Genomic DNA, 19,935 nt, shown 5'->3' on the forward strand with positions numbered 1-19,935 from the left:
TAAGCGGGGCCGGCTGGCGCCAGCTGAAGCGACCCGCCAATCGAACTACCAATCGAGCTGTTTGCTCAAAGTGATCTTGAACGTTCGCCCCTTGGCATAGTCGTTGGACGTATTTTCCCGATAGTATTGATCGAACAGATTGTTGACGCTGGCCTGGACCTGCCATCCCTGCATCTCACCGCTCTGCGGCCTCCAGGAGGCGAAGATATCCACGGTCGTCCAATCAGGGGCCGGCACGACGAGATGGTTCGGTGTGGAACCGGAGGATGCAGCCGTACCGCGGACGCTGTTCTGCGCCTCGAAGGCATGCGTTAGGCGGGTGCCGTATTCGATGTCGCGCTCGGGAAGCCGACCGCCCAGGGTCAAGGCAATCTTGTGAGCCGGCACGGTCGGCAGCGGCTTGTTGTAGTTCAGGCCATCGCTGCGGTCCTGGCCCTGCGTGCCGGTATAAGCAAGCTTGGCGAAAGCGTAGTCCGAATCGTAGGCCCCTTCGACTTCGACACCATAGATGCGGGCCTTGCCGACATTGTAGAAATAGGAGGACGCGCCCGTGCCCGTAGTAGCGATGAGGTTCTCCAGGTCGTTGTAGAAAGCGGTTGTCTTGAAACTGATGTTGTCGCCCGCCTGGATTATGTCATCCCGTGTTGCCGTAAAACCGATTTCGTAGTTGTTGGACTTTTCCTTCTTGAGGTCCAGGCTTGTTCCCTTGCTCCAGGTATAGAGCTCATCCAGTGTCGGCAGACGTTCGGTGTGGGCAATCGATCCAAAGACGCCAAATTCGTCGGTGAGCTTGTAATGCACGGCAAGCTTGGGCGAGAAAGCCTGATCGTTGACGTCGACGGCATTGCTGAAAGCTGCCGTGGAATCGCCGGGTTCTCTCCAGACGAAGTCGCCGCGAACGCCGCCGATGATGGTCAGCCGCTCGTCATAGACGAATTCGTTCTGCACGAAGAGTCCGACCTTGTTGTCGGTGCCCTCGGGATGTGTGGCGATCGCACCTGGCGTCGGGCTGGTCTCAAGCGGCGAATCCGCGGTGCGGTCCTGATGGCTGAGTTGGGTGCCGTAAGTCAGATAGTTTACCCAGCTGTCGCCGGAGAACTCGGTCGTATTCTGGAGGTTTGCCTGCCATGTCCGGTAACCGTAATCGGCATCGATGATGTTCGAGAAACCGCCGAGCGTCCCATCGCTCTGGTCAACCGAAGTATCAGAGTATGAAAGACTGGCCTTGAGATCGAGCCACGGATTGTCGCTGGCGGGATTTTCGTAGCTCAGCACCGCGGTATCATCGATGACATGGCGGTCTACAGTACCGAATGCGGCCTGTGTGCCGGTCTGCGCATAGTCCTGGTCGTTAGCATCGCTGTCCCAATGCTGATAGGACAAGCGCAGCGTCTGCTCGTCGCTATCGCCGAAATGGAAAGTCCCTTTGGCAAGACCTGACCACGACTGGAAGTTGGAGCCCGACAAGTCGCTGCCGTCTCCCAACTCGAATTCGCTGGACCCACGCTTATTCAGCATACCGAGGAATTCGGCGCCTTCGTTGAAGCGATGCGCGAAAATGGACGAGCCGAGATACCCGTTGCCATTTGTTTCGTAGCTGCTCTTGAGCCTGAGTGCATTGTCATAACCCTCCTGCAGAAAGTCGGAGGCATCCTTGGTGGTGAAGTTGATGACGCCGCCGAGGGCACCGGCGCCGTAAAGCGTGGAAGAGGCCGGCCCGCGCAGCACCTCCACGGACTTGTAGAGTTCTGGGTCCGAGAAGAACGATCCCATCCGGTATTGTTCGTAGAATTTCTGGGCTCCGTCCACATTCACGACGATGCGCGACCCGTCGGCGGAATCCTCGGTGGAGCCGATGCCGCGAATGTTGAATGCCTCGCCGAAAACCCGCTCGCTGCCGGCAATGGAGACGCCGGGCACATCCTTGAAGATATCTCCGATCGTTTCAGCCTGGACGTCATCGATATCCTTTTGATCGAGGACGGTTACGGCCTGCGGCGTATCGATGGCGATCTTGCGCTGCCCCGCGCCGACGACGATCTTTTTAAGCGGCGTTACGCGATCCGTCTTCTGGGCCGCCGCCTCCTCTTCCTGGCTTTGCGAATATGCCGGAAACCCTGTAGCGAAGACGAACAATGCAGTGCAAGCCAACAGAACGGCGCGCGAATTGCGGACAATCATTAACCAACCCTCTATGATGAATAGTACCGGGCTGGCTGGTCGGTGCGCTTGAAGCGCTCGAGGGGCTGGCTAGGCTTTGCGAATTTGCGGCGGGAGACCCAACCTTCCGCCTTCTTTTCTGCCGCATAAAAAACATGAGTATAATTGTCAATATTAACGCGGCGCAAATGTTGAAGAAAAGATCATGTTTTTACCGAGGTCCGTAGGCGTTGCGAAATTGCAACGAAATCGGCCCTCATGCGTTGCCCCCTTTCCATCGGCAGCCATGGACGGTTGAAGCTTGAAGAACATCGCAATTGCAGCAGCCATCGCAACCCTGACTATCCTCACTGGCGCAAGCCTACCGGACAAAGGTCCCATCCCGCACATAAAGCCGCAAATTGCCGGCGAAGCCGAAGAACCAGTAGAAACGACGCCAACCCCCGAACCGAGGCCCTCGACCGTTAACGATGCACAAAGCCCGCCCGCCCCTCAAAACGAGACGCCTTCGGAAGCTGAAAAACCGCAGGACAAGAAGCCGGAGAAATTCGGTCCGCCGGCACCCGGCACGCTGGAAGCTCAAAACTTGACCATCGAGGCGGAAAGCGACGCCGATCACGCGCAATGTATGGGAGAGTTGCAGGCCCTCGGCGCCCTCGTCAATGATATACCGCGCATCGACGAGGGAAATGGCTGCGGCATCGACAAGCCGGTCCGTCTTGTAGAGGTGCTTCCCGGCATCAAGGTGAAGCCGGAAGCGACATTGCGCTGCCCGGCGGCTCTGGCGCTTGCCCGCTGGATGAAGGAGAGCGTGATTCCGGCCGCCACCGCCGCTGCGAAGGAAAAGGGCCGGATCACGGCGCTCAATCAGGCGTCGTCATACGTCTGTCGCCTGCGCAACGGCGCCGAGATCGGAAAGATTTCCGAACATGCCCGCGGCAACGCGATCGATATCGCGAGCTTCGGTTTCGAAAGGGGCGACGTCATTGCGGTAAAGCCGCGCCGGGAGGATCCCACCCTCGCCGGCGCCTTCCAGCGCACAGTAAGCGCCTCCGGCTGCCTCTATTTTTCCACCGTGCTCGACCCCGAAAGCGATAGCGCGCATGAGACGCATTTCCACATGGACGTGCTGCAGCGCAAAGGAGGATTTCGTTATTGCCACTAGCGTGCGTCACTGATGCTCCTATATCCAGAGCTCATGTCAAAATAGATCGCCGCTTCATTTGTCCGCCCGTCGCGTGCACACATACGGCTTCTTGACGCAGGCAATCCTTGGCGTGGAGCATTCCGCCCTGCCGTCGACCATGGCGCAGATCGAGCACTGGTCGTTGAACTCCAGGCAGCCAGGGTTGTTCCTGATGAAATCGGCCATGCTCTGTTCTTCGGCAGGCGGCGCATCGGCGGCCGTGGAAACACTCGCTGCAGACAGCGAAAGGACCACCACTGCGGTGAAAATAAAGCTTCGCAGCAAAGTCAAAACAGCCCCTCGATATAACCCTGTTCATTGAGGAATATCCGCTCGGCGGATGGCGATCTCGGTAGCCCCGGCATTGTCATGATTTCGCCTGTGATGACCACGACGAATCCGGCGCCTGCCGAAAGCCGCACTTCGCGCACCGGCACGATATGGCCTTCCGGCGCGCCGCGAATGTTAGGATCTGTCGAAAAGGAATACTGTGTCTTCGCCATACAGACAGGAAGATTGCCGTAGCCTTGCTCCTCCCAGACGATGAGCTGGTCGCGAACCGCCTTGTCCGCCGTCACCTCGCCGGCGTGGTAGATCTTCGAAGCAACGATCTCGATCTTTTCGAACAGCGGCACGCTGTCGGCATAAAGCGGCTCGAATCTCGCCTGGCCCGATTCGGCCAGTTCCACCACCTTATAGGCGAGATCCTCGATACCAGCCGAGCCTTCCGCCCAGTGGCGGCAGAGGATGGCTTCGGCGCCGTGGCGGGCAACGTATTCCTGGACGGCCGCGATTTCCTTATCCGTGTCCGAAACGAAATGATTGATCGCGACCACGACTGGAACGCCGAATTTCCTGACATTGGCGAGATGCCGCCCGAGATTTGCGCATCCCTTGACGAGTGCCGCGACATTTTCTGCCGCCAGATCATCCTTCTTCACGCCGCCGTTCATCTTCAGCGCGCGCACGGTGGCAACGACCACTGCCGCATCGGGCTTCAGCCCCGCCTTGCGGCATTTGATGTCGAAGAATTTCTCTGCGCCAAGATCGGCCCCGAACCCCGCCTCGGTCACGACATAATCGCCAAGCTTCAGCGCCGTTTTCGTCGCAATCACCGAATTGCAGCCATGGGCGATATTGGCGAAAGGCCCGCCATGGACGAAAGCCGGATTGTTCTCCAGCGTCTGGACGAGGTTTGGCTGCATCGCGTCTTTCAGGAGCACCGCCATTGCGCCGTCCGCCTTCAGATCGCGGGCGTAGACCGGCATCTTGTCGCGGCGGTAGCCGATGATGATGTTGCCGAGACGGGCTTCCAGATCCTTGAGGTCTGTCGCCAGGCAGAGGATCGCCATGACTTCCGAAGCGACGGTGATGTCGAAGCCGTTCTGGCGAGGAAAGCCGTTGGCAACGCCGCCCAGCGAAGACACCATCTCGCGCAGCGCCCGGTCGTTCATGTCCATCACGCGGCGCCAGGTCACGCGGCGCAGGTCGATGTCCAGCTCGTTGCCCCAGTAGATATGATTGTCGATCATCGCGGCAAGCAAATTGTGCGCGGCCGTGACCGCATGGAAATCGCCGGTGAAATGCAGGTTGATGTCTTCCATCGGGATGACTTGCGCATAGCCGCCGCCGGCAGCACCACCCTTGACACCGAAGCATGGCCCCAGTGACGCTTCGCGGATGCATATGATGGCTTTCTTGCCGATCCGGTTCAGTCCGTCGCCGAGGCCGACGGTGGTCGTCGTCTTGCCCTCGCCCGCCGGTGTCGGATTGATCGCCGTGACAAGAATAAGCCTGCCATCCTTCTTCCCCGCCTGAGCGGCGATGAACTGGGCGCGGACCTTCGCTTTGTCGTGACCATAAGGCGCAAGATGTTCTGCCGGGATGCCGAGCGTCGCGCCGATCTCGAAAATGGGCTTCTTCATTGCCGCACGTGCAATTTCGATGTCGGATTTGATGGCCACGCTGGTCTCCCCGGGAGCTTATGCCTCTGACCCCGGAACATGCCGTGATCCCCGCGCCGGAAACAAGACCCCGGATGCCGCTTTTTCACTGCCTCCACCACAATCGTACGCCGCTCATGGACGCCGCTCCCGAGAGCGTACTTCTTGAGATTTTTCGTCGAAGAACGCGCCTGATGGCACGGAAAACAGCGTGCCGAGACCGACCAATCTCCGAATGGCTCCATAGCGCGCTGGCGCCATCAGATGCCGAAAGGAAGCAGAGGACTTGTTGTCACCAAGGCGCCGGGATTGTCGGCACGTGGTGTGGCAAACCCGCTCGCCGGCACGGCAAGGGGACATGGGCAGCAGCTTGGCATTCCCGATGACATCGCACGTCTCAATCCCGCAAGCCGGGAGACGGATGCCGTGCCGAGATCCTGTTGGAGACTAAGGCTGCAGACAGGCGGGCCGCCGGCGGCTTGGATCATGTGGTCAGGGCACGCGTCGCTGGTGTGGAGGCCCACCTGCAGCTTCTTGCAAGTGATTCTGTCGTGGCCGGCGTGCAAAAGCCGGTTAACGCAGTAGAAGCAAAGCCGGTCGGATTGCTACCTGTATGATATTAAACACAACCACAAAGCGTGGCAGTGTGATTTATTTTTAACAGTATGATTTAATCAGCGTACCCCAGGTGAATTAGGACTAGCGCGACCGCCAAATAGCGTATTTTATAGCTTTAACATGAAGGCAAGGCGGGGCGCATTATGTCTTACATGACTACCTCCGAAAGGCAGTCACTTTTATCGGCAGAATTGGCATCGGCGCGAACGCGCGCTCTTTTTGTCCAGGCCCTGCACAGGATCGCAGATGCTTTTGGGTTCGCCCATTATACATTGATGAATAAGCCGTCCGCGGAAGACCTGTTTTTGAGACCACTTCTAATCGAGACCTCGCTGACAGGCACGTATCTCAGAGAATTCGACCGCGCTCATACGTTGCGCGCTTGTCCTTTTTCGAAAGCGCTCGGAGAGTCCGCCGCCCCGCAGAAATGGAATCTCTCCGACCCGCCAACGTCCGAGATGTTCCGCTGCGAAGTTCGCAGCCTGATGCTCCAGCACAAAATGCCGGTCAGCGTCGTTCTGCCGGTAAATGGGGCAGACGGCAAGCGGCTGGTTTTCTGGTTTTCAGGCGACCGCGCACCGCTCAGCCAGAGTGAGATGAACGAACTCACTGTGATCGTGCTTCACGCCTTCGACGCCTACAGTGCAGTCAAGCGCAACGAAGACAGCACCTATCATGCTCTTTCCGCACGCGAGCTCGAAGTCGTTCGCTGGACCGCCCAGGGCAAGACTTCCGTGGAAATCGGCCAGATCCTCGCCCTCTCCGATCATACCGTGAACGCCTACATGACGAACGCCATCAAAAAACTTGATTGCGTGAACCGCACACAGTTGGTCGCCAAGGCTATTCGATTGAAGCTCATCGCCTGATGAAATCATAAAAGCCCCAGTGCGAAACCTCAGATCGAAGAGTGCCTCTTCAACCCGAGCAGCCTGGGTTCATGAGAAAGAGCACTCTCGCGACCAAATTGGCATCAGCGATGCCGAAATCGTCCGGCTTGTTTCCGCCCGCCGTCCCTTCGGTTGCCGTCCATGCCATCTTCGGCCTGCCATAGACGCCCGCTTCAGAAAATCTTGTCGAGCTGCGATCGACAGCATCATGATCACGCAGTCTCGGCCTAACGATCAGCGGTCGAGGACGGAACGCATTTCCACGAGGTTAGACCGGACCCGCAGGATATAGAAGCCCATCGTCGCCAGATGGCTCGGCATGATCCAGCCGTCCTCGCGGCCATTTGAAATGATCGCCGGCTGGATGCGCAGGGCCGCTTGAAACTGCCTTGTCGTGCCGCCCCAGATGGCGCCAAGATTGCGCTCAGCCACCACCTGCGAAAAGTCGGACTGTGCTGCCGACAGGATGGCGTAGTAGGCGTAGAGCTGCCCGTAGGCGAACCAGAAACGGTCATCGGCGCGCATGTCGAACCAGCCGCGATTGTGATTTTCCGAGCGCTCCGCCAGCATGTCGGACGTGCCGCCGAGATCGTTCGCAATGCGGTCGATGAACTGGATGAGGTTGTCCGCACGGCCGTCAAAAACAGCGTTGCAGCTGGCAAGATCGGTATTGAACTTGCGCAGGCTGCCGATGGCCGACCGGTAGTAGCTCGGCGTCGGCGTCTTCGGTCCGAATGGATTGAGCCCGAAATACCAGCTGTATTCGTCGAATTGCAGATTGCCGCGGGCGTTCTGAAGATCGTTGTTGATGCCGGAGGTGCCGCGCACGCGTCCAAGCGTATCGACAAGCTCGGCCGATGTCCGCCTTGCCGCCTGATTGACCCCGCGCTGGAAGGACGCCTTGTTGTCGAGGAACGGCGTATGATCCCAGTCGATGCCGAAAAACCCGAGCCGGTAGAGCAGCATAGACGATATCCATGCGTTCTGGTTGACGTTGAAGTCGGTCAGATCGGCAGCGACATCGACGATCGCAGAACGCTGGCAGGTCTTGGCCGCAGGTGCTGCACCGCCGGCAACCGGCAGTTCCTGGCCGGCCGGAACCTTGCGCTGCGAAAAACGGTACTCGTCGACGAAGGACGGATTGAAATTCGACCAGACCTGCGTCTGCCAGAAAAAATACGCGTAAAGAACGACAAGCAGCGCCGCCAACGCAATGATGGGAATCCGGATCATCCAAGTCCGGCGCCGGTACCAGCCATGAGCGGCAAGGAAGGGCCAAAACGCCCAGGCGACAGCAAGGCTGAACCCGCGGGCTATCGTGCGGCCGATCAGCCTGAAGAAACCGGCGATCCGGTCGAGCATGCCCTTCTCCTAGCAGAACGTCAGAAAGTTCTGCTTTCACATATGTGTTTGCTTGATCGAGCACAACATGAAGGGGATATTTTTAGGAGATCGCAGGCAAGAACGGCCAGAAGCCGCGACGATCGGCTTTAAGCCGTCGTCAGGAGCGCAGGAACGGCAGTCTGAACCCCGAAGGCTTTTGCGTCAGGTCGATGATCGGGGCATCGGCCGCGTCGCCGCTTTCGGCAAAAGCCGCGAACTTCCTGGCGAAGACCGCATCTGCTGCCGCCTTGCGCGGTCCGATTTCCTGCGGGACAAGCATATCTTTCTCAAAGAGCGAGATCGGCCCGGCGATATGCGGGAACAGCTCTTGCGTTATCTTCCCTTTCGAACCCGGAGCCTCGCCATCCACCTGCGCCTGATAGATGATCAGCCGTTCTTCCGTATCGATCGAAAGCTTGCGGGCCAAGGCGTTGCAAAGACCGATCTGGCTGTTCAACCCCTCGACAAGCGCCTCGAACATTGTAATGAAGCGTTCGCGGCGCTGGCTTTCGTGGCGCATCGACTGCTCCTCTTCGGCGATCTTGTCGGCCTGCGCCTTGAGCGTGCGCCGCTCCTCCTCCATTCGTTCCCATTCGGCCTTGCCGCCGTAGAGACCGATGCGCCCCTGCCTCGTCAGTGCTTTTGCGTTCAGCTCCTTCGTGCGAAGCCGCGAAATCTCGATGGCATCCACAAGGCGCCTGCGCTGCCCGACAATCATGATAACGCTGCGCTCAGCGGCATTGTGGCAGGCAAGCGCGAATTCGCGGTGGCTGGCGACCAATCCCGCAAGGGTGTTCGATTTCGACAGCAGGTCGAGCAGCCGCTCGATCACGGGAGCTGCGCGCACACGCTGACTGTGGAGGTGCCACATGCGCTGCCGCGAAAACCAGCCGGTCAGCTTCTCGCGCGCAGTCAGGCCGCGGAAGCTGTCCAGATCCGCGGAAACCTCGGCCGTCATGCGGTCGAGGCCGGCCACCATTTCGCCAAGCAGTCCATCGAACTCAAGACGCGCGGTGGCAAAAGCCTGGAACCGGTGGCGCTGTGCCAGAAACGCCTCGTCATCGGGTTGCGCTCCGTTGCGGGCAAAGTCGTCGATGAAGGCAACGCACGCGGCTGCCTCGGCGCGCAGGGTCACGACAAGCGCATCGGCTGCTTCAAATAGACTGTCGAACGAGGGAGCTTTGCGCACCGGCTTCTCCAGAGAATCTCCGAGCCTGAAGCCTAGCCGCTCGGAGGCAGAAGCTCAAACCGCCTCGGCGCGCCATTCGCCGTTCATTGCATCGTCCCAATGCCTGCGGCAGAGCGATACGTATTTCTCGTTGCCGCCGACGTCGATCTGTGCCCCTTCGCGCGCGACCTCCCCGTCAGCACCGAGCCGCACGACCATTGTCGCCTTGCGGCCGCAATGGCAGATGGTGCGCACCTCGCGCATCTCGTCTGCAATCGCCAGCAATTCCTCGGAAGCCGGAAACAGCTTGCCCTGGAAGTCGGTGCGAAGCCCGTAGACCATGACTGGTATGTTCAGCCGGTCTACCACGCGGGCGAGCTGCCACACATGCTGGCGTGTCATGAAATTCGCTTCGTCGACGAAAATGCAGGCGATCGGACCGCCCTCGGCGCTCAATTCCTTGATGAGCCGGAAAAGATCGGTATGTCCCTCGAAAGCGATGGCGCTCGCTTCCAGTCCTATGCGCGAGCCGATGATACCCTTGCCCGTGCGCTCGTCGAAGGCCGCGATCAAAAGCACGGTGCGCATGCCGCGTTCCTGGTAATTATAGGAGGCCTGCAGCAGCATGGTCGATTTGCCGGCATTCATGGTAGAGTAGTTGAAATAGAGTTTTGCCATCGTTTTCTCCGTGTTTTGCTTCTTGAAAGCTCCAATCGGCAAAGAAAAGACAGCAGAATCGATAATCACAGGAAATCCGGAGGCAAAAACCATAAAAAGGCCCGCAAACCGGCCGCCTGATAAAAATGTGAAACGTCGCATTCGGGGTAGGCAATGCGGCGCAAACACACTGAGGTCGCTTGTAAATGTCGGCTATTGATGCTTGGCTTGGGAACCAAAGACTGGGAGTCTAAAATGAAAACAACAAGCGTATTCAAACTGACCACCGCCACTGCAGTTGCCGCACTTTCCATCGCAACCGCATCATTTGCAGCAGAACCTGAAAGTTGCTCGACCGTCCGTTTCTCGGACGTAGGCTGGACGGACATTACCGCAACCACCGCTGCCGCCGCGGTCGTTCTGAAGAGCCTCGGCTACGAGCCGGACGTCAAGGTCCTCTCCGTACCTGTCACCTATCAGTCGCTGAAGAACAAGGACATCGATGTGTTCCTCGGCAACTGGATGCCGGCACAACAAAAGGACGTTCAACCTTATCTCGACGACAAATCCGTTGAATCCATCGGAGCCAATCTCGAAGGTGCCAAATACACGCTTGCCACCAACGCCAAGGGCGCCGAACTCGGTATCAAGGACTTCAGCGACATCGGCAAGCACAAGGACGCCCTTGACGGCAAGATCTACGGGATCGAACCGGGCAACGACGGCAACCGCCTTGTCATGACCCTGATCGAGAAGAACGAGATGGGAATGGGCGGACTTGAAGTCGTCGAGTCCTCCGAGCAGGGTATGCTGGCGCAGGTTGCCCGTGCCGAAAAGGACGGTAAGCCGGTCGTATTCCTCGGTTGGGCACCTCATCCGATGAACGAGAACTTCAAGATGACCTACCTCACGGGTGGCGACAGCACCTTCGGCCCCAACTTCGGCGGCGCGACGGTCTACACCAACACCCGCGCAGGCTTCGTCAAGGAATGCCCTAACGTCGGCAAGTTCGTGTCCAACTTGAAGTTCAGCCTGGAGATGGAAAACCAGATCATGGGCAAGATCCTCAATGATGGTGAGGATCCGCAGGTCGCGGCAACGGAATGGCTGAAGGCAAATCCGACGGCCGTCGAGCCATGGCTTGCAGGCGTCACGACCAAGGACGGCAAGGACGCCGCAGCGGCCGTCAAGTCCGGCCTCGGCCTCTGAAGCTGATGAACGGGGCGGCCCACGCGCCGCCCCTTTTCGTTTCATCCTGATCTCTGCTCTTTCGGATAGGCGCGCTCCTTGAACTGGATCACCGATTACAAAATCCCTATTGGCCCCGTCGCCAAATCGACCGTCGATTGGCTGACGTCGAGCGGCGAATGGTTTTTCGACAGACTGGCTTTCGCTCTCTCGCACGTGATCGGAGCATTGCTCTTCATCCTGCAGGCGCCACATCCGTTGATCGTGCTTTTGGCGATCACGGCGATTGCCTATTGGCTCCGCCGCTCGATCGGCGTTGCAGTCTTTACCTTGCTCGGTTTGCTTTTGATCATGAACCAGGGCTACTGGAAGGAGACGACGGAAACACTGGCGCTCGTTCTCGCCTCCACATTCGTCAGCATGGCGATTGGCATTCCGCTCGGCATTGCCGGGGCAAGGCGCGCCTGGGTCTTTTCCATCATGCGTCCCGTGCTCGACCTGATGCAGACGATCCCGACATTCGTCTACCTGATCCCCGCACTCATTCTCTTCGGCCTCGGCATGGTCCCAGGGCTGATCGCAACCGTGATCTTTGCCATCCCTGCGCCGATCCGTCTGACCCGCCTCGGCATCATCTCGACGCCGCCCTCCCTCGTCGAGGCAGCCGAGTCCTTTGGCGCAACTCCGACGCAGGTGCTGCGCAAGATCGAACTGCCTTTCGCGATGCCGCAGATCATGGCCGGCCTTACGCAGACGATCATGCTGTCGCTATCGATGGTGGTCATCGCTGCGCTCGTCGGCGCCGATGGCCTTGGAAAGCCCGTCGTTCGCGCACTGAACACGGTGAATGTCTCCATGGGCTTCCAGGCCGGTCTCTGTATCGTCATCCTGGCAATTATTCTCGACCGCATGTTCCGCACGGCAGGCGAAGGAGACGGCGCATGACCTCGGTCCGCTTCGACAATGTCAGCATCATCTTCGGCGACAGGCCGCAAACCGCCCTCTCTCTCGTCGATCAAGGCAAGACCCGCGACGAGATCGGCGCCGCAACCGGGCTCGTTCTCGGCGTTGCCGATGCCTCGCTGACGATCGAGGAAGGGGAAATCCTCGTGCTTATGGGCCTTTCCGGCTCAGGCAAATCGACGCTGCTGCGCGCCGTCAACGGCCTCGCTCCCGTCGTGCGCGGCAAGGTATCAGTTTCCTCGGCAACCGGCCCGGTAGATCCCTATGCATGCAGCCCAAAGGCTCTGCGCGATCTGCGGATGCACACCGTGTCCATGGTGTTCCAGCAGTTCGCATTGCTGCCGTGGCGCACGGTCGAGGAGAATGTCGGCTTCGGCCTCGAACTTGCCGGCATGCCGGACGGTGAGCGCAAGAAACGGGTCGAGGAGCAGCTTGAACTCGTCAACCTGACGAAGTGGGCGGATCGCAAAGTCAACGAACTCTCCGGCGGCATGCAGCAGCGTGTCGGCCTCGCCCGCGCCTTTGCCACCGGCGCGCCGATCCTGCTGATGGACGAGCCGTTCTCCGCGCTCGACCCCCTGATCCGCACCCGCTTGCAGGATGAGCTTCTGGAATTCCAGCGGCGATTGAAGAAGACGATCCTCTTCGTCAGCCACGATCTTGACGAGGCCTTTCGCATCGGCAATCGCATCGCCATCATGGAGGGCGGACGCATCATCCAGTGCGGCACGCCGCAGGATATCGTCAAAAACCCTGCCGATCAGTATGTCGCAGATTTCGTCCAGCACATGAATCCGATCAGCATGTTGACGGCGCAGGATGTGATGCAACCGGGCCTTGGCCATGCGGCAGGGGCGAGCGTAAGCGCCACGGCACGCGCTGAAACTCCACTCGTTGATATTCTCGACGCGCTCGCCCGTCAGCCGGGCAGCATCGGCGTTGTCGAAAACGGCGCCATCATCGGCACGATTTCGGCTCAGGATGTCGTGGCCGGGCTGACCCAGCACCGGCGCAAAGAACAGGCTTGATCCAGCCGTCTGCTTCCGTCAAGAAAGTGGACATGAAAGACCAGGCTTCCGTACTCAGGGAAACGGACGAAGAAGCGCGCAAGCTCGCACGCGTGCTTTTGCGTTCGGCCCGCTATGGTGCTCTTGCCGTGCTCGACCCTGCGACCGGCTTTCCGTTTGCGAGCCGCGTTCTGCTCGGTACGGATTTCGACGGCGTGCCTGTCATCCTTGTTTCAGCGCTGTCGACCCATACCAAGGCGCTGGAGACCGACCGGCGCGCGTCGCTCCTGACTGGCGAACCCGGCAGGGGCGATCCCCTCGCGCATCCGCGGCTCACCACCCAATGCATTGCCGAGCCGGTCGAGCGCGGAAGCGCCGTACACCAGCGCATCCGCGCCCGGTTCCTCGACCGGCATGCGAAGGCGCAGCTCTATATCGACTTCCCGGACTTCCGCTTCTTCCGTCTCGTTCCGCAGTCGGCAAGCCTTAATGGCGGCTTCGGCCGCGCCTATCTTTTGGAAGGTGCCGATCTCATGATTCTCTCACCTGCGAACGAGCCGGTTGCCGAACAGGCAGCGCAGACAGTGCGAGAATTAGTAGAGGAGCATGCCGACCTGTCCGAAGCGCTTGCGAAGCTTTTCAAGGCGCCAAAAGATACGGCATGGCGCATATGTGGAGTGGATTGCGCAGGGTTCGACGCCATTTCCGGTGATTTGCTCAACCGTTGCGAATTTGAGTCACTCATCGAGAATGCGACGGACATTAAGTCACACATATCTAAAATAGCATACTCGCTACGTGAAATTTAGGTATATACAATCTTCCGGACCAGTTGCTACGTTTTGAACGTCCGCCAACCCCGTCTAACGCCCTGTGCCTATACGGATACATCATTCGCTTAGGAAGATTGGAAATATGAAAACCACTGACCTTTCAGACCACTCTAACGTGGCGGCCGCCCTTTTATCAGCGATGGCGAACCCCAAACGCCTTCTGATCCTCTGCAGTCTCGTCAAAGGCGAGGTACCTGTCGGCGCGCTTGCGACCCAGGTCGGCCTCAGCCAGTCCGCGCTTTCGCAGCATCTGTCAAAGCTGCGGGCCCAGAAGCTCGTAAAGACCCGCCGTGACGCGCAGACCATTTATTATTCGAGCAATTCGGAACCGGTGATGAAGATCCTGGCGACGCTCGAGGACATTTATGCAGTCCAGGGCCGCAGCAGATCTGCAGCATAATGATAACGCAGACATAAAGTTTGCTAAAACGCCGTGCTGCGGGATGTAACCGGAATGGCACGGTGAGCAGTATTTCAGCACGATAGCATAACCTTTGCCGGCAAATCTCTCGATTTGCCGGTTTTGTTCGTTTGCAGGAAAGCTGCGGCGTAAGATACGCCAATGGCCGGCACGCCCATCCATGGCGTCCATGGCTTGACGCCCCAAGAAGCGCTGATAATTTGACCGAACAGTAAAAATATGGGCGCAAAGCCCCGGGGACGGCCCCGCAACGGCCAGGAGAACAGCATGTCCAATCGCCTCAACGCACCGAACGATCTTCGCGCCTTCTGGATGCCTTTTACGGCAAACCGGCAATTCAAGAAGGAGCCGCGCCTGTTCGTCGGCGCCAAGGACATGTACTACACGACCCATGACGGCCGTCAGGTACTTGACGGCACCGCCGGTCTCTGGTGCGTGAATGCCGGCCACTGCCGGGCCAAGATCACCGAGGCGATCCGCGAGCAGGCCGGCGAGCTCGATTATGCGCCAGCCTTCCAGCTCGGTCATCCGAAGGCTTTCGAGCTTGCAAACCGTCTCGTCGATATCGCGCCGGAAGGCATGGACCACGTTCTCTACACCAACTCAGGATCTGAATCGGTGGAGACGGCGCTCAAGGTGGCCCTGGCCTACCATCGGGTGAAGGGCAACGGCTCCCGCTTCCGCCTGATCGGCCGTGAGCGCGGCTATCACGGCGTCAATTTCGGCGGCATCTCGGTCGGCGGCATCGTGTCCAACCGCAAGATGTTCGGCACGCTTCTGACCGGCGTCGACCACATGCCTCATACGCATCAGCCGGGCAGGAACACCTTCACCCGCGGCGAGCCGGAACATGGTGGCGACATTGCAACCGAGCTCGAGCGCATCGTCACGTTGCATGACGCCTCCACAATCGCTGCTGTCATCGTCGAGCCGGTCGCAGGTTCAACCGGCGTTCTCATTCCTCCGAAGGGCTACCTGCAGAAGCTCCGCGAAATCTGCACCAAGCACGGCATCCTTTTGATCTTCGACGAAGTCATCACCGGCTTCGGCCGCCTCGGCGCTCCATTTGCCGCGCAGTACTACGATGTGAAGCCCGACATCATCACCACCGCCAAGGGCCTCACCAACGGCGTCATCCCTATGGGCGCCGTCTTCGTCACCTCCGAGATTCATGACGCCTTCATGGACGGCCCGGAGCACATGATCGAGTTCTTCCACGGCTACACCTATTCGGGCAACCCGATCGCCGCCGCCGCCGCGCTTGCCACCCTCGATACCTACAAGGAAGAAGGCCTGCTTACCCGCGCTGGCGAGCTCTCGGATTACTGGGCCGACGCCCTTCACTCGCTGAAGGACTGCCCGAACGTCATCGACATCCGCAACACCGGTCTGATCGGCGCGATCGAACTGGATCCGATCGCCGGCGAACCCACAAAACGCGCCTTCACCGCCTTCCTGAAGGCCTATGAGAACGGCTTGCTGATCCGCACCACGGGCGACATCATCGCCCTTTCCCCGCCACTCATCATCGAAAAGAAGCACATCGACGAGCTCTTCGGCAAATTGCGCGAGATTTTGCAGAACAACATCTAAGCAGATCGAAGGCCCCTGCCCTCGCCCCAGCCTCTCCCCCGCAAATGGGGAGAGCGTTCGTGTCAGCAGATTTCTCTACCGATTGCGCCATGTCCATGGCCAACCCTGCACGGCACAACCTCGAAATGCCGCCCTATCGAGCGTTCACACCATGAAAGGTCGCTTCGAATCAAGCGGCAGATAGCCAGGCGGCTTGGAATCCGACCGTTGTCGGTTATTGACGCTAGAGCTGCCGTCGCTGGTTTCAGGCATTCGTTCTTCGCTTAATGAAACCACACCATGAGAGACGGAGATTTCCTCGAACGCGGCGGCGACCTCGATCGCGTTGCGGGTCGCCGCCCGCAAAATTCTTCGGCAGGCAAGACGCGTCCATTTCCAGCCGGAGGTTTTGCATGCTCAAGTTCATGCTTTCGAGCACCTTTCTCGTCTCATTCTCAGCCCAGTCGGCATTCGCCGCGGTCGGTCCGCCAGATGACCTTGCCGTGCAAGCCTTCAAACCGGAGCCGCAGCTCAGATTGAGGAGGAGCACCGGGCCAAAGCATCGTCTGCAAGGATGATCAGAAAGCCGAGCGAACGCCATACATCGGCAATGCCGATATGATCGTTGCGTTCCTGCAAAAAGCCCGTCCAACAAGATAGGTCGGAAAAACCTGAAGAGAATCGCAATCGACGCCTGTTCCTTGAACGATTTGGCGAAGACGGGCCTTGGATTGTTATCTCCTTGCGTAATCGCAGCAAAATTCATAGAAAATTGGTCTGTGCCTTCCGAAGCCAAAAGTGGCCGGAAGGCGCGTTGACCGCACCGTAGCCGTCGTCGTTTGGCGCATCCCTTTGGTATGTTCACGAACGGTTTTCGTTGTCGCGGCAGTCATAGCGGGCCCAGAAGGCCCCACCCAAGGAGAACGAAAATGAGTCTGAAGACTTTGACTGGCGCGACTCTCGTCGCATCGCTGGCCTTTGCGCCTTTTGCCCATGCCGACATCACCATCGGCTTGATCGCACCGCTGACCGGCCCCGTTGCCGCCTATGGCGATCAGGTGAAGAACGGCGCGCAGACCGCCGTTGAGGAGATCAACAAGAAAGGCGGCATCCTCGGCCAAAAGGTCGTGCTGAAGACTGCCGACGACGCGGGCGAGCCGAAGCAGGGTGTTTCCGCCGCAAACCAGCTCGTCGGCGAAGGCATCCGCTTCGTCGTCGGCCCGGTCACTTCCGGCGTCGCCATACCTGCTTCCGACGTGCTTGCCGAAAACGGCATCCTCATGGTGACCCCGACGGCGACAGCACCGGATCTTACCAAGCGCGGCCTCACCAACGTGCTACGCACCTGCGGCCGAGACGACCAGCAGGCCGAAGTCGCTGGCAAATACGTGCTCAAGAACTTCAAGGACAAGCGCATCGCCATCGTCAACGACAAGGGTGCCTATGGCAAGGGCCTTGCCGACGCCTTCAAGGCAACGCTCAATGCCGGCGGTGTCACCGAGGTCATCAATGATGCGATCACCCCCGGCGATAAGGATTTCAGTGCACTCACGACCCGCCTCAAGGCTGAAAATGTCGACGTAATCTACTTCGGCGGCTACCATCCGGAGGGTGGCTTGCTTGCCCGTCAGCTCGCCGACCTTTCCGTGAAGGCAACGATCATCGGCGGTGACGGCCTCTCCAACAGCGAATTCTGGAATATCGGCACGGAAGCTGCTGCAGGCACGGTTTTCACCAACGCGTCCGATGCGACGAAGAGCGCTGACTCCAAGGCAGCCTCCGACGCGCTTGCCGCCAAGAACATACCGGCCGAAGCCTTCACGCTGAATGCTTACGCGGCCGTCGAAGTCCTCAAGGCCGGCATTGAGAAGGCTGGCAGCGCCGAAGATTCCGAAGCTGTTGCCGCTGCCCTCAAGTCCGGCGAACCGATCGCAACCGCGATCGGCAAGCTCACCTATGGCGAAACTGGCGATCTCACCTCGCAGAGTTTTGCGCTCTACAAGTGGGAAGGCGGCAAGATCGTCGCCGCCGAATAAGGCCTGTCAGCCGGCATCAGAATGACCGGGCGTCTTATCGGCGCCCGGTTTTCATTTTTGGAGCAGTCTCGCTTATAGCGCTTTGTCCGGCACTTCAGTTATAACGGACGGATAGCCAGAACGAGGATGCCCATGACCACCAAGCTCGAACGCCTCATCGACCAGGGCACAGGCCGACTGCCGGCCGACATCGTATTGAAAGGCGGACGCTTCTTCGACCTCGTGACCGGCGAGCTGGTCGAATCCGACATTGCCATCGGCAGCGATCGCATCGTTGGCACCTGCGGTACATATGAGGGAGAAACCGAGATCGTCATCTCCGGCAAGATCGTCGTTCCAGGTTTCATCGACACGCACCTCCACATTGAATCCTCGCTCGTCACGCCGCATGAGTTCGACCGCTGCGTACTGCCCTATGGCGTCACCACCGCCATCTGCGATCCGCACGAGATCGCCAATGTGCTCGGCACCGACGGTATCCAGTTCTTCCTCGATTCGGCGCTCGAAACGATCATGGATATCCGCGTCCAGCTCTCCTCCTGCGTGCCCGCCACACATCTTGAGACATCCGGGGCCGATCTGCCGATCGAGCGCCTCCTGCCCTTCCGAGGCCATCGCAAGGTCATCGGCCTTGCGGAATTCATGAATTTCCCCGGCGTGATCCACAAGGACCCGGTCTGCATGGAAAAGCTCGAAGCGTTCCAGGGCAGCCATATCGACGGCCATGCGCCGTTGCTGCGCGGCATGAATCTCAACGGCTACCTTGCGGCCGGAATACGCACCGAGCATGAATGCACGACCGCAGCAGAGGCCCTCGAAAAGATCAGCAAGGGCATGCACATCCTCGTGCGCGAAGGTTCGGTCTCGAAGGACCTGAAGGCCTTGATGCCGATCATCACCGAGCGTCTATCTCCCTATCTCGCCCTCTGCACCGACGACCGCAATCCGCTCGATATCGCCGAGCAGGGCCATCTCGACTACATGATCCGCACCGCGATCGCGAGCGGTGTCGACCCGCTTGCGATCTACCGCGCCGCCTCGATTTCGGCCGCCCGCGCCTTCGGATTGACCGATCGCGGCCTCATCGCGCCTGGCTGGCGCGCCGATCTTGCCGTCATCGACAGCCTGGAGCGCTGCAAAGCCGAAATCGTCTTTTCTGCCGGCCGCCGCGTCACCGATGAACTCTTTGCCACCCGCAAGCCGGTCGCCCCAGTTGGCCTCGACAGCGTGAAGGCGCGACCCGTCAACGCCGCTCATTTCGGCGTGCCGGCCACCGAAGGCGAGACGCCGGTCATCGGCGTCACCCCCGGCAAGATCATCACCGAATTTCGCCGGCACCGCCTTCCGGCAAAGGGCAACCAGACCGGAATCGACCTCGAAAACGACATCATCAAGGTCGCAGTCATTGAGCGGCACGGCAAGAACGGCAACCACGCCAACGGCTTCGTCCAGGGCTTTGGCCTGAAGAAAGGTGCGATCGCCTCCACCGTCGGCCATGACAGCCACAACATCTGTGTCGTCGGCGTCAGCGAGGACGATATGGCATGCGCGGCCAACCGCCTCGGCGAGATCAAAGGTGGCTTCGTGGTCGTCGAGGACGGCAGGGTGACCGGCGAAATCGCCCTTCCCGTCGCCGGCTTGATGAGCCTCGAACCTTACGAAAAGGTCCGCGACACACTTCACCATCTCCGAAAGGCAGCCTACGCGCTGGGCGCCACGCTGGAAGAGCCCTTCCTTCAACTCGCATTCCTGCCGCTGCCCGTGATCCCGCACCTGAAGATTTCGGATCGGGGGATGGTGGACGTGGATCGGTTTGTGCTGATCGCGTGAAAGTCCTGTCTGCAATCGGCCTGTGACTGCTGGAACGGATGGAAAATCCATAAGCCGTTCGACGGCTTTTCTGCGTGGTG

Annotated in this window: 16 protein-coding genes; 10 read left to right on the top strand and 6 right to left on the bottom strand. The window is 59.3% G+C overall.

Translation table 11 applies throughout. The annotated features are described in order from the left end of the window. Positions 1 to 45 precede the first annotated feature (45 nt). Positions 46 to 2,181: a TonB-dependent hemoglobin/transferrin/lactoferrin family receptor gene (locus tag AM571_RS13815; protein WP_074061888.1), complete on the bottom strand. Its 2,136-nt coding sequence runs from the start codon at positions 2,179 to 2,181 to the stop codon at positions 46 to 48. 280 nt (positions 2,182 to 2,461) lie between these two features. Here AM571_RS13815 and AM571_RS13820 point away from each other — a divergent pair, with 280 nt between their 5' ends. After that, positions 2,462 to 3,325 (top strand): extensin family protein, encoded by an 864-nt coding sequence (locus AM571_RS13820; RefSeq protein WP_074061889.1) that lies wholly within the window; start codon positions 2,462 to 2,464, stop codon positions 3,323 to 3,325. 54 nt (positions 3,326 to 3,379) lie between these two features. On the opposite strand, the gene AM571_RS13825 is transcribed toward AM571_RS13820, so the two are convergent. Next, positions 3,380 to 3,637, bottom strand: a complete 258-nt coding sequence (locus AM571_RS13825) for a hypothetical protein (protein WP_237358485.1) — start codon at positions 3,635 to 3,637, stop codon at positions 3,380 to 3,382. Next, positions 3,634 to 5,271: a formate--tetrahydrofolate ligase gene (locus AM571_RS13830; protein WP_237358557.1), complete on the bottom strand. Its 1,638-nt coding sequence runs from the start codon at positions 5,269 to 5,271 to the stop codon at positions 3,634 to 3,636. Before AM571_RS13830 ends, AM571_RS13825 begins: the two co-directional genes overlap by 4 nt. Positions 5,272 to 6,050: 779 nt before the next feature. Here AM571_RS13830 and AM571_RS13835 point away from each other — a divergent pair. Then, complete coding sequence (locus tag AM571_RS13835; protein WP_074061891.1) at positions 6,051 to 6,776, top strand: helix-turn-helix transcriptional regulator; 726 nt, start codon at positions 6,051 to 6,053, stop codon at positions 6,774 to 6,776. Between the two features lie 255 nt (positions 6,777 to 7,031). On the opposite strand, the gene AM571_RS13840 is transcribed toward AM571_RS13835, so the two are convergent. The 3 genes from AM571_RS13840 to AM571_RS13850 all read right to left on the bottom strand — a co-directional run bounded on the left by AM571_RS13840 (position 7,032) and on the right by AM571_RS13850 (position 10,026). After that, positions 7,032 to 8,159 (bottom strand): DUF2333 family protein, encoded by a 1,128-nt coding sequence (locus AM571_RS13840; RefSeq protein WP_074061892.1) that lies wholly within the window; start codon positions 8,157 to 8,159, stop codon positions 7,032 to 7,034. 139 nt (positions 8,160 to 8,298) lie between these two features. After that, positions 8,299 to 9,369: a hypothetical protein gene (locus tag AM571_RS13845; RefSeq protein ID WP_074061893.1), complete on the bottom strand. Its 1,071-nt coding sequence runs from the start codon at positions 9,367 to 9,369 to the stop codon at positions 8,299 to 8,301. A 54-nt stretch (positions 9,370 to 9,423) separates the two neighbouring features. Continuing rightward, positions 9,424 to 10,026 carry a thymidine kinase gene (locus AM571_RS13850; RefSeq protein WP_074063248.1) on the bottom strand — a complete coding sequence of 201 codons (603 nt, stop codon included), beginning with the start codon at positions 10,024 to 10,026 and terminating at the stop codon, positions 9,424 to 9,426. A gap of 234 nt (positions 10,027 to 10,260) precedes the next feature. On the opposite strand from AM571_RS13850, the gene AM571_RS13855 reads away from it, so the two are divergent. The 8 genes from AM571_RS13855 (at position 10,261) to ade (ending at position 19,855) form a co-directional block, all read left to right on the top strand. Further along, complete coding sequence (locus AM571_RS13855; protein ID WP_074061894.1) at positions 10,261 to 11,214, top strand: choline ABC transporter substrate-binding protein; 954 nt, start codon at positions 10,261 to 10,263, stop codon at positions 11,212 to 11,214. A gap of 78 nt (positions 11,215 to 11,292) precedes the next feature. Then, complete coding sequence (gene choW / locus AM571_RS13860; RefSeq protein ID WP_074061895.1) at positions 11,293 to 12,138, top strand: choline ABC transporter permease subunit; 846 nt, start codon at positions 11,293 to 11,295, stop codon at positions 12,136 to 12,138. Then, positions 12,135 to 13,184, top strand: a complete 1,050-nt coding sequence (gene choV / locus AM571_RS13865; protein WP_074061896.1) for a choline ABC transporter ATP-binding protein — start codon at positions 12,135 to 12,137, stop codon at positions 13,182 to 13,184. The genes choW and choV overlap by 4 nt, the downstream gene beginning before the upstream one ends. Positions 13,185 to 13,216: 32 nt before the next feature. Next, entirely contained in the window at positions 13,217 to 13,972 is a 756-nt protein-coding gene (locus AM571_RS13870) for a HugZ family protein (protein ID WP_074063249.1), read from the top strand. A 106-nt stretch (positions 13,973 to 14,078) separates the two neighbouring features. Continuing rightward, on the top strand, positions 14,079 to 14,396 hold the full coding sequence (locus AM571_RS13875) for an ArsR/SmtB family transcription factor (protein WP_074061897.1): 318 nt from the start codon (positions 14,079 to 14,081) through the stop codon (positions 14,394 to 14,396). A gap of 288 nt (positions 14,397 to 14,684) precedes the next feature. Next, positions 14,685 to 16,010, top strand: coding sequence for an aspartate aminotransferase family protein (locus AM571_RS13880; RefSeq protein ID WP_074061898.1), 1,326 nt, complete (start codon positions 14,685 to 14,687; stop codon positions 16,008 to 16,010). Between the two features lie 908 nt (positions 16,011 to 16,918). Then, the gene (locus AM571_RS13890; RefSeq protein ID WP_074061900.1) at positions 16,919 to 18,025 is read left to right on the top strand and encodes a branched-chain amino acid ABC transporter substrate-binding protein; all 1,107 of its coding nucleotides are present in this window, start codon (positions 16,919 to 16,921) and stop codon (positions 18,023 to 18,025) included. 132 nt (positions 18,026 to 18,157) lie between these two features. Further along, on the top strand, positions 18,158 to 19,855 hold the full coding sequence (gene ade, locus AM571_RS13895) for an adenine deaminase (RefSeq protein WP_074061901.1): 1,698 nt from the start codon (positions 18,158 to 18,160) through the stop codon (positions 19,853 to 19,855). Positions 19,856 to 19,935 lie beyond the last annotated feature (80 nt).

The organism is Rhizobium etli 8C-3 (assembly GCF_001908375.1).
Lineage (GTDB): Bacteria > Pseudomonadota > Alphaproteobacteria > Rhizobiales > Rhizobiaceae > Rhizobium > Rhizobium etli_B.